Source organism: Frankia sp. R82, from assembly GCF_023716925.1.
In the GTDB taxonomy this organism is placed as follows: domain Bacteria; phylum Actinomycetota; class Actinomycetes; order Frankiales; family Frankiaceae; genus Frankia.
The window spans coordinates 1-9,961 of sequence record NZ_JAMQQG010000352.1 but is presented as its reverse complement, the minus strand read 5'-3'; the positions used below and the strand labels follow the sequence as shown (position 1 = coordinate 9,961).

Genomic DNA, 9,961 nt, shown 5'->3' with positions numbered 1-9,961 from the left:
GATCTCGGCACCTGTACTCCTCCCTGAGTCCATTATCTCAAAGAGCCCAGGTGTGAACAGAATCGGGTCAACTTCACACCTACGTGCTGTCCGCCGGCAAGGGCTGATCTGCCATCCCGCCCCAGCACCTTCGGTGTGATGCCGGCGGGCCCCCCCGTCCGTGCGCGATCGCCCGGATCGCAGCCCACGACCGACGATCCTCCATCGCTTCTGCGCACACCGCGGGGGCTCGGCCAGGTCTGACCAGGACTTCACGCAACGTCGAGCCACGCACGCAGTGCCTGGCGGATGACGTCGCTGGCGTTGGTGTGGTCAGTGTCGGCACGGGCGGCCAAAGCTGCGCGTAGATCCGGATCGAGCCGGACGGGGACGACGTCGCCGGGCGCGGAGCCGAGCGGTCGCCTGCCGCCACGTCGACGCAGCGCGGCAACGTCGAAGCCTGGTTCGGCCTCGGCGGCACGTTCGCCAATCAGGTCGGAGGTCACGGGTACACCGCGACTGGTGCGGCACTCCTGCTTGCCAGCGGTCATCGACCTCTCCCTGGTCACGGCAGGAGATCCCGATATCTGGGACGCATCCGCATCGCGTGGATCTCCACCAGTCACTCGTAATACGAAACCGGCGGGCTCATGAGAGTCTCCGCGCCCCGCTCCCCCTGTTGACCATGTGGCGGCGGCCAGGCGAGCGCGGCGGAGCTCACCCGGCAGGATCGGATCAGTCGCAGTGGCTCCCGCCGGAGTGCGGGACGTGCGGGCGCCTGTGGCTACCGCCGTGGCTCGAGCTGTGGCCGCCGCGGCCTGCGGAGCCCCGCGCCGTCACCGGTGCGGCGCCGAGTTACAGGCGGCCATGCCGAGCACCAGCAGGCAGGTGAGGGCAACGGCAGCGGCGAGACTTCTGCGACGAATCATGATCTCTCCGGGGGTGAATTCGGGTCAGGTGATCAGATCCGAGCGGACGATCCGGACGGTCGCGCCATACGAAGGCAGTCATGGCCGGTGTCGAGCTGGTGTGGACCTGACGCCTGGGACGGTCCCTCGGGACAGGGAGGGCACCAGAAACAAGGGTGTTCGCCTAACGCAGCGCGTATCCGCTGCCGTAGCTGGCGGCGATGGCCCTGATGTGGTTCAGGCCGACGACCTGTACCGGGGTCAACCGTTTGGTCGTGGTGCCGTCACCGAGCTGGCCGACGTCGTTGCCGCCCCAGGCCTGGACGGTGCCGTCCCGGCCAAGCGCGTACCCGCCGAAGCCGCCGCTGGCGATGGCGGTGACATGGCGCAGGCCGACAACCTGCACGGGGGTCAACCGGGTGGTGGTGGTGCCGTCCCCGAGCTCGCCGGAGTAGTTGTAACCCCAGGCATGGACGGTGCCGTCGCGGCTTAGCGCGTATCCGCCGCTGGCGGAGCCGCCGATGGCGATGGCGGTGATATGGCGCAGGCCGACGACCTGCACGGGGGTCAACCGGGTGGTGGTGGTGCCGTCCCCGAGCTCGCCGGCATCGTTCCTGCCCCAGGCGTGGACAGTACCGTCCCGACCTAGCGTGTACCCGCCGTTGATGCCGCCGGCGACGGCGGTGATCCCGTGCAGGCCGACGACCTGCACGGGAGTCGACCGGTCAATGGTGGTGCCGTCGCCCAGTCTGCCGTTGTAGTTGTCGCCCCAGGCCCAGACGGTGCCGTCGCCGCGCACCGCATACCCGCTGTCGAAGCCGGCGCTGATGGCGATGATGTGGTGCAGGCCGGCGACCTGGACGGGGGTCAACCGACTGGTGGTGGTGCCGTCCCCGAGCTGGCCGTTGTAGTTGGTACCCCAGGCCCAGATGGTTCCGTCGCGACTCAGCGCGTATCCGCTGTTGTAGCCAGCCGCGATAGCGATGATGTGGCGCAGCCCAACGACCCGCACGGGGCTCGACCGGTCGGTGGTGGTGCCGTCGCCGAGCCGGCCATTACCGTTGTAACCCCAGGCCCGCACTGTGCCGTCGCGGCTCAGCGCATATCCGCTCATCTCTCTGCCGGCGATGGCAGTGACCCCGCTCAGACCGACGACCGGCACGGGGGTCAACCGGGTGGTGGTGGTCCCATCGCCGAGCTGGCCGGAGTCGTTGTAGCCCCATGCCTGCACCGTGCCGGTCCTGCTCCCGGCATACCCGAGGTCCGCGGGCGTCGGCCGGTCCGAGGCGTCGGTCGTCCCGTTCGGGGATGCTGTCGCCACCGTGGGCAGAACCATCAGCCCAGCGGCTACCCCCAGCACCACCGTCGCGACCCACGCCCGTGCCCGTTTTCTCTGCCGCCGCATGCCCTGCTCCTTTGGTCCCGATGAATCCGACCCCCCCTACTGTCACAATGAGTGACGAGTTTAGGCCGAAGGGCATCTGAGACCGACGGACACGCTGGCAGGACACTCCTGAGTTGCTCGATCGGGATCCGGGCAGCGGACACATTGTGCAGGCCTGGATCGGAGGTCTGCCGCACTGATCGCCACCTCGGCGCGCAGGCTGACCTGGCCGCACTCCGCAGGCGCTGCCCGCGCCGGCGCCGCTGCCGCTGCCGCCGCTGTCAGGGCGAGTCCGGCTGTCGAGACGAACGCGCCTGCCGTCGTCACGGATGCGGCGGTCAGGACCTGCCGGCGGGAAAGCTCCATCTGTCACCTTCCGGGAACACGGGATGCGGAGGACGGGTGGGATGCTGATTCAGCGTGCCGGCGGCGACGGCGCGCGACATCAGGGCTGGCCCTGAAAAACGTCCGCGCGGACGCGGACGCGGTGCTCCGCGGCCGTTTCCCGGCCAGACCCAGCAGACCCACCAGACCGGACGGGGCCCGTTGACACCGCGTCCGGCCCGGTGTGAATGTGCGGGGAATGCAGGTGCAGGCGCAGGGGCAATCGCAGTGGTGGGGCGTCGCGCCGCTGTGGTTGGCGGCCGGTGTCGGTCTGCCGCTCACCATGGTCGCGCTGACGTTCAAGGTCGATCAGCACTATCATTCGGCGGCTGACACGGTGGCGAGCAGCGTCGGCGGAATACTTTTCCTCATCGCCGGCGTGGTCGCGCATCTGCGCCGGCCGGAAACCCGCGTAGGACTGCTCATGGTGCTCGTCGGCGTCGCGCTGCCCGCGGAGGACCTGCAGTTGTCGACCACCCCGTGGGTGCACACCGCCGGCCTGCTGTTCCCCGGGGCGTCCGGTGCGGTGCTGACCCACCTGGTGCTGGCATTCCCCACCGGCAGGCTCACCACCCGGACGCGGCGCGGACTGGCCGCGGCGGCATACGCCGTGGCATTCGGGCTCACGCCGATCCGGGCGCTGTTCACCAACAACGAGAGGCTGCCGATCCCACGGCGCAACCTTCTGCTCGCCGTCGACAGCAAGCAGCTCAGCGGGCAGCTCGACCGGACCGCAAGCCTGCTCGCCGCCGCCGTGGCCGTCGCCGTGCTGGTGATACTGGCCCGTGGCTGGGCGGGGGCCGGCCGGCCGCTGCGGCGAGTGCTGGCGCCGGTCTACCTGGCCACCGCGCTGGGCGGCGCGGCGACGGCCGCCGGTGGACTGCTCGGCCCTATCCACCCGTGGCGGGAACAGTCGATGTGGATCTCCCTGGTGGCCCTGTGGCTGCTGCCGCTGGGGTTCGTCGTCGGGGTGCTGCGGCTGCGGGTGGGGCGCAGCACGGTCGACAGGCTGCTCGTCCGGCTGCGGGAGCCGGTCAGCGCCGCGCAGCTGCGCACCGAGCTGGCCCGGGCGTTGGGCGACTCGTCGTTGCAGGTCGGGTACGCCCAGACCGAGACGGGGGCGTTCGTTGACGGCGACGGCCGGCCGATGACGCTGCCCGCGGCGGCCGCCGAGCGCTGCACCCGGATGGTGGAGCGCGGCGGCCGACGGGTCGCCGTGCTGCTGCACGACCCGGCGCTGCGGGAGGACACCGCCCTGCTGGACGTGGTGACGTCGGTCGCGGGTCTGGCGTTGGAAAACCAGCGGCTGACCGCCGCGGTGCGCCCAGTTGATGGAGGTGCGCCCAGCTGATGGAGGTGCGGGCGTCACGCGGGCGGATCGTCGCGGCCGCCGACGCCGCCCGCCGCGAGCTGGAACGCGACCTGCACGACGGCGCGCAACAACGGCTGGTGATGGTCGCGCCGACGTTGCTGCGGGCACGGCAGCGCCTCGGTGGCACCGCCGATCCGTCCGCCGCACAGCTGCTTGCCGACTGTGCCGACGGGCTCGACGCGGCGATCGGCGAGCTGCGGGAACTCGCCCGCGGCCTGCACCCCGCCGTCCTCACCGACGCGGGTCTGCTGCCCGCGCTGCGCGGCCTGGCACAGCGATGCCCATTGGACGTCCACCTGCGTCCCGCGCATCCACCGGTGCTCGGGCGACTGGACCCGTCGGCGGAGGCGGCGGCCTACTTCGTGGTCGCCGAGGCGCTGGCCAACACGTTGAAGCACGCCCAGGCGACCGGCGTGTGGATTACCGTTGATTACAGCGACGGTGCTCTGCGGGTCGAGATTGTCGACGACGGGATCGGCGGCGCCGGTTCCAGTCCGGGTTCCGGTTCCGGCCTGCTCGGCCTGCTCGATCGCGTCGCTGCCCTGGACGGGACGTTGACCGTGCGCAGCGAACCTGGTGCCGGCACCGGCATCGCGGCGATCATCCCCTGCGCCCAGGTCCCGCAGGCACGCCAGGAATCCGAGCCACGACAGACGGGATGCGCGACATGACGACGTACCCGGCCCAGACGGCGTCCCACGACCCGACTGCGTCCGTCGGGTTGACACCCGATGATGATGAGGTGAGCACTTTTCCTCGGACGCGCCACCTGGCCCGGCAGCAAGTCGGCGTCCCGCCGAGGCTGGACGTCCGCCGAGCCCGTCACACCTGCCGAGCCAGCGACCGTTCCCCCGCCGCCGCGCGGCGCTGCGACGCCGCCTGGCGGGCCAGCGCGACAAACGCGACGACCACGGCACCGAGGACGTAGCCGCCGGGACGGGCATACACGTCGGCGACGGCAAGGTCCCGAAACAGTGCCATGTACAGCACGTAGGGGCCGACGGCGACCGCGATCCATTCCAGGCGTCCGGCGAGGACGGCGAGGACCACCAGCAGGATCGAGTACCAGGGCTGGGCCGGAGTAGCGACGAGAAACGCGGTGCCCAGCACCCACAGGGCCGCGCGTTCGACCGGGACCCCGGCCGGATCGGTGCGCCAGACGACGAGCGCCACGGACCCGACCACTGCCACGGCCACGGTCTTCGCCGCCGTCCCGGTCAGGCCGAGCAGGCCGAGCAGCAGGAACCGGTGCCCTTCGTGGTAGCCCTCCACGGTCAGGTACCGGGGCAGGAAGCCCACGACCGCGGTGCCGACCACCACGACGTGCGGCAGGTAGGACAGGACCACGACCCCGGCCGCCGCGACGGCGACCACGGCTCGCCGCCGCGCGGCGGCGGGGATCAGCAACGCGGGATAGAGCTTGACCGCCACGGCGGCTCCCAGCAGCGCACCCGCCGCCAGCGGCACGAGGTGACGACGCCGACGAGCCGTCCAGAAGCCGCCGTGCTGCGGTCCCCCGGTGGATCGGGTGGTGGGCGCTGGTGCCTGCCGGGGCCGGCGGAGCAGCGCCAGCGCGGCGGTGGCGGCGAGGACGGCGAGGATGTCGACGTGCGCGTCCATCCCGACATCGAGTCCGGCGGACGGCCCCCAGGCGTAGGCGACCGCGAGGCCCGGATGATGACCGAACCGGGGCAGCACCCGGATCAGCAGCAGAGTCGTCGACAGCGACAGCACCGCCGCGTAGAGCTGCAGCCGGTGCTCACGCGGCGGGCCGGGCAGGTAGTGCACGGCGGTGAAGTAGGCCTGCGCGACCGGCGGGTAGATGGTGTGCGCCGTCGGATAGTTGATCCTCGTGCACCCGGGCCGGCGGCCCAGCCGGGCACAGCCGGCCGGATCGGGCCACAGCCAGCGGTCCCGCAGCGGCGCCAGTGCACGGGAATCGGTCGCGTAGCGGTACGGGTCGATGCCGGCACTGGACACCTTGCCGTCCCACGCGTAGCGGTACAGGTCGTCGCTCATCCTCGGCCCCGAGGTGAGGGCGAGGACGTGGACCGCCACCGCCCCCGCCACCAGCAGCAGGAGCACGCCGCGCCGGGGCGCCACCCGCACCAGCACGGCCACCGCGAGCATGGCCGCGGCCCACCAGCCGAGGACCAGATAGAGAACGGCCGGGCCGCCCGGCAGCGGGCCCGGCCGCGCGATCGTCGCCGCTTCGAGTACCAGGGCTCCCGCCAGCAGCACCCCGGCGCAGATCAGCCAGTTCCGTCCGGTGGTCCGGCCCCGGGTGGGTGTCGACGAGCGGCACTCGCCGTGGGACACCTCGCCGGGCCGCGGCATCGGATCACGCGGATGTGGGGTCGGGTCGTGCCTGCGCAGGATCGAGGGGACGGCCACGGATCCGAGCCTGCCGCGCCGGATCGGCCGCGTGCGCCGGGCCGGCGCAGCATCCGTGGATCGTAAGGAAACGATCAGGGCATTCGGAAGATCGATCCCCTTACCGTCCGGGCATGGACCTGCGTGACCGATGGCGGCCGGTACATCTGCGACATCCGGTGTCTCGCCGACGACGGCTGACATCCTTCACCAGCCGTCTGCACGATCCACGGATGGCGTCGCTGCTCGGCATCTGGCTCGGCATCACGTTCGGGACGGCGTTCGTGACGGGGCTCGTCTCGCATTTCATGCAGCATCCCCCGGGCGGGTTCTCGTGGCCGTCCCGGCCGGTCTGGTTCTACCGGTTCGCCCAGGGGCTGCACGTGACCAGCGGGCTGGTGAGCGTGCCGCTGCTGCTGGCGAAACTGTGGACGGTGTATCCGCGGCTGTGGGAGTGGCCGCCGGTGCGCGGCGTCGCGCACGCGGCGGAGCGGATCTCCATCATCCCGCTGATCGCCGGATCGATCTTCCAACTGGCGACCGGGATCGCCAACATCGCCCAGTGGTATCCGTTCCGGTTCTTCTTCACCGTCACGCACTACTGGGTCGCCTGGATCACCATCGGCGCCCTGCTCGTGCACATCGCCGCGAAGATCACCATCGTGCGGGCCAACGTCGGCCAGGGGCGAGCGGCCCGAGCGCACCTGACCGATCGGATCAGTCAACCCGAGCCCGCGGGTGACGGGTTGTCCAGACGTGGCTTCGGGCTCGCGGTGGGCGCCGCCGCCGGGGTCGTCACGGTGACGACCGCCGGGCAGTTCGTGCCGGGCCTCGGTGACACCGTGCTACTGGCGCCCCGCACACCCGACGTCGGGCCGCAGGGCCTGCCCGTGAACCGGACGGCCCTCGCCGCCGGGGTCGTCGTCATCGCCCGGGACCGGGGCTACCAACTGGACGTCGTGGGCCCCCGGCCGTTCTCGCTGTCGCTGGACGAGCTGTACGCGCAGAGCCTCGTCACCGTGCGACTGCCGATCACCTGCGTCGAGGGCTGGGCGGCGGACGCCACCTGGACCGGGGTGCGCCTCGCCGACCTGCTCGACCGGGCCGGCGTACCGGCGCACGCGGCCGTGCGGGTGGAATCGCTGGAACGCCGCGGCGGCTACCGGACCAGCGTGGTCCATCCCCCGCACGCCCGGGATCCGAAGACGCTGGTCGCCACCCGGCTGGGCGGTGCGGTGCTCGCCCTCGACCACGGCTACCCGGCCCGTCTCATCGCGCCGAACCGACCGGGTGTCCTGCAGACCAAATGGGTGCACCGGGTGGTGATGGTGTGACCGGCTCGCGGCCCACGGACCGCCCGCAGGGCGCCGACACGTCCGATCCGCCAGACCTCGTCGACCGGCACGATCCGGCCCGGCCCCGCGCGGTCGCCCGGGTCGTCACCGCGGTCCGGGCCGTCGTGGCCGCTGCCGGTCTGGCCGTGGCCGGATACGGGATCGCCGGCCTGGTGACGCATCCGCGGGCCACCCACCCGGCGCACACGCTGCGCTGGCTGCTGGGGGGACTGCTCGGGCACGACGTGATCGTGGCACCCGCCGCCGCCGTGCTCGGCGTCCTCCTGAGCCGGATCGTCGCGCACCCGTACCGGGCGGTGATCCAGGCCGCGTCGTTCGTCTCCGCCTCGGTCGCGCTGGCCAGTTTTCCGTTGTGGTCCGGCCGGGTCGGTCATCCGGCGAATCCATCGGTCGATCCGCTGCCCTACGGGCGCAACCTGCTGGTCGTGCTGGGAGCGATCTGGTCTGTCGCCGCGGCGGTCATGCTCCGGCGCGCGGTTCGAGCACGGCGAAGTACCGACCGGCCCGGGCGGTCACCACGGTGACGCGCAGCCCCGCCGACGCGCCGAGCGGCCCGATGCCGTCCACGCCCACCGCGGCCCAGCGGAACGGGGCGCTGGTGAGGCCCGCGACCTCCAGCCTGGCGGGATAGGTCCGGGTCGGCCGGCCCGGGCCGTCCACCTCGGCGAGGATCCGTCCGTCTCCGGCCAGCAAGGCCTGTGCCCGGCGCAGCAGCCGACCCGGATCGCCGCCAATACCGATGTTCCCGTCCGCCAGGATGACCTCCTGCCAGCGCCCCATGTCCGGGACCGGACCGAACACGTCCAGGCACAGCGCCCTCGCCCCGGCCCGCCTGGCCAGCGTCACCGCGGCCTCGGTGACGTCGATACCGAGGGCGCGGACGCCGCGGCGGGTGAGCGCGGCGGCCAGCCGTCCCGGGCCGCAGCCGACGTCCAGCGTCGGTCCCCGGCAGGTATCCAGCAGCACCTCGTCGCCCGGTACCGGATCTCCCCGCCACAGGTCGACGGGAACAGGCCGGCGGCCCTCGGGACTTCGGGCCCACAGCCGCGCGGCGGGCACACGCAGCGCCAGCTCGTAGAGCAGCTCCGCCGGCACGCCACCCGCGACACCGGCGGAGGCGACACCGGCGGTGTGAGCGGTCGGCACAACCGGGGCCGTCACGTGGTCTCCCGTGCGCCGGCCGGGTTACGTGACCGCGAGCGGAGATCGGCGGCGACGGCCGCGAACCGGCTGTGGGGGGCGAGGATCGCCACCGGTGCGATGTCGGCGGCCGTGTCGACGTCACGCAGCACCGGCAGATCGACCACCCGCAGGCCGGCGTCGCGCAGCCGGGCGTGCTGGCGGACGCCGGTGTCGGGCCGGGAGGTCGGCACCCCACGCACCAGGTCGCCGTCCGCGGCACCGAGGCCCAGCGCCCACCACCCGCCGTCCTGGGCCCGGCCGAACGCGGCGTCGGTGTCCCGCCGCAGACGTGCCGCGGCCCGGACCAGTCCGGCCGGGGTGATCTGTGGGGTGTCCATCCCGACCAGGAGCGCCGGCTGGCCACGGACCGCGTCGAGAGCGGCGGCGAGGCGGGCGTCGAGGGGCCCGTCGGCCTGGGCACGCACGGCGAACTCCCGGGGCAGCCACGGGCCTGGGTGGCCGTCGAGGACGACCAGGGGCCGGACCCCCAGCGTCCGGCTCGCGGTGGCCACCGCGGCCAGGGTGTCCGCGAGCGCCGCCGCGGCGAACCTGGCTGCCTCGTGCGGCGCATAGGGCGGTGTCAGCCGGGTCTTGACCCGCCCGGGCAGCGGTTCCTTGGCGATCACGATCAGCACTGGTGGGCCGACCGGGTTCGGCGGCCGGTCGGCTGCTGCCGGCAGGCGCCCGGTCCCCGCACGGCCCGGGGGTCGCGCCACGATCATGGCAGGCGCCGCAGGATCGTCGTCATGTCCCGCACGGCGCGGATGGTGCCCAGCGCGGTACCGGTGACCTTCGACCGACCCGTCCGCGGGTGGTAGCGGACGTCCGTCTCGGCGATCTGCCAGCCCCCGGCGGCAGCCCGGACGACCAGTTCCAGCGGGTAGCCGAACCGGCGGTCGGTGATCCCGAGGTTCAGCAGGTCGGCGCGCCGGGCGACGCGCATCGGCCCGAGGTCGCGCACGTTCGTCCCGCACCGCCGGCGCACGGCGGCCGCCACCGCCGCGTTGCCCACCCGGGCATGCAC

9 protein-coding genes and 1 pseudogene are annotated in these 9,961 nt (G+C 72.6%); 4 read left to right on the top strand and 6 right to left on the bottom strand.

Translation table 11 applies throughout. The annotated features are described in order from the left end of the window. Positions 1-251: 251 nt before the first annotated feature. Positions 252-530, bottom strand: coding sequence for a ribbon-helix-helix protein, CopG family (locus ND747_RS28390; protein ID WP_251737327.1), 279 nt, complete (start codon positions 528-530; stop codon positions 252-254). Between the two features lie 541 nt (positions 531-1,071). After that, positions 1,072-2,292, bottom strand: a complete 1,221-nt coding sequence (locus ND747_RS28385) for an RCC1 repeat- and reductase domain-containing protein (RefSeq protein WP_251737326.1) — start codon at positions 2,290-2,292, stop codon at positions 1,072-1,074. 562 nt (positions 2,293-2,854) lie between these two features. Here ND747_RS28385 and ND747_RS28380 point away from each other — a divergent pair. Together ND747_RS28380 and ND747_RS28375 are read left to right on the top strand one after the other, a co-directional pair. Then, on the top strand, positions 2,855-4,006 hold the full coding sequence (locus tag ND747_RS28380; protein ID WP_251737325.1) for a hypothetical protein: 1,152 nt from the start codon (positions 2,855-2,857) through the stop codon (positions 4,004-4,006). Then, a complete protein-coding gene (locus tag ND747_RS28375; RefSeq protein ID WP_251737324.1) occupies positions 4,006-4,698 on the top strand; it encodes a sensor histidine kinase in 693 nt (230 codons plus the stop codon). The genes ND747_RS28380 and ND747_RS28375 overlap by 1 nt, the downstream gene beginning before the upstream one ends. Positions 4,699-4,849: 151 nt before the next feature. Here the strand turns inward: ND747_RS28375 and ND747_RS28370 are convergent, their stop codons facing one another. Then, a complete protein-coding gene (locus tag ND747_RS28370) occupies positions 4,850-6,421 on the bottom strand; it encodes a hypothetical protein (protein ID WP_251737323.1) in 1,572 nt (523 codons plus the stop codon). Positions 6,422-6,633: 212 nt separating this feature from the next. On the opposite strand from ND747_RS28370, the gene ND747_RS28365 reads away from it, so the two are divergent. Together ND747_RS28365 and ND747_RS28360 are read left to right on the top strand one after the other, a co-directional pair. Then, positions 6,634-7,734 carry a molybdopterin-dependent oxidoreductase gene (locus ND747_RS28365; RefSeq protein ID WP_251737322.1) on the top strand — a complete coding sequence of 367 codons (1,101 nt, stop codon included), beginning with the start codon at positions 6,634-6,636 and terminating at the stop codon, positions 7,732-7,734. Further along, the gene (locus tag ND747_RS28360) at positions 7,731-8,279 is read left to right on the top strand and encodes a hypothetical protein (protein ID WP_251737321.1); all 549 of its coding nucleotides are present in this window, start codon (positions 7,731-7,733) and stop codon (positions 8,277-8,279) included. Before ND747_RS28365 ends, ND747_RS28360 begins: the two co-directional genes overlap by 4 nt. On the opposite strand, the gene ND747_RS28355 is transcribed toward ND747_RS28360, so the two are convergent. From ND747_RS28355 to ND747_RS28345, 3 genes and pseudogenes are all read right to left on the bottom strand, one after another. Continuing rightward, a complete protein-coding gene (locus tag ND747_RS28355) occupies positions 8,215-8,916 on the bottom strand; it encodes a class I SAM-dependent methyltransferase (protein ID WP_251737320.1) in 702 nt (233 codons plus the stop codon). The two genes, ND747_RS28360 and ND747_RS28355, sit on opposite strands and share 65 nt — an antisense overlap. Beyond that, entirely contained in the window at positions 8,913-9,572 is a 660-nt protein-coding gene (locus ND747_RS28350) for a DUF2064 domain-containing protein (protein WP_251737319.1), read from the bottom strand. The genes ND747_RS28355 and ND747_RS28350 overlap by 4 nt, the downstream gene beginning before the upstream one ends. A gap of 83 nt (positions 9,573-9,655) precedes the next feature. Beyond that, positions 9,656-9,961 (bottom strand): annotated as a pseudogene (locus ND747_RS28345) (glycosyltransferase); the annotation flags it as partial.

What these genes read in the sequence shown, in the direction of transcription:
- ND747_RS28390 (WP_251737327.1), bottom strand. Translation starts at nt 530, where the DNA reads ATGACCGCTGGCAAGCAGGAGTGCCGCACCAGTCGCGGTGTACCCGTG.
- ND747_RS28365 (WP_251737322.1), top strand. Translation starts at nt 6,634, where the DNA reads ATGGCGTCGCTGCTCGGCATCTGGCTCGGCATCACGTTCGGGACGGCG.
- ND747_RS28375 (WP_251737324.1), top strand. Translation starts at nt 4,006, where the DNA reads ATGGAGGTGCGGGCGTCACGCGGGCGGATCGTCGCGGCCGCCGACGCC.
- ND747_RS28385 (WP_251737326.1), bottom strand. Translation starts at nt 2,292, where the DNA reads ATGCGGCGGCAGAGAAAACGGGCACGGGCGTGGGTCGCGACGGTGGTG.
- ND747_RS28380 (WP_251737325.1), top strand. Translation starts at nt 2,855, where the DNA reads ATGCAGGTGCAGGCGCAGGGGCAATCGCAGTGGTGGGGCGTCGCGCCG.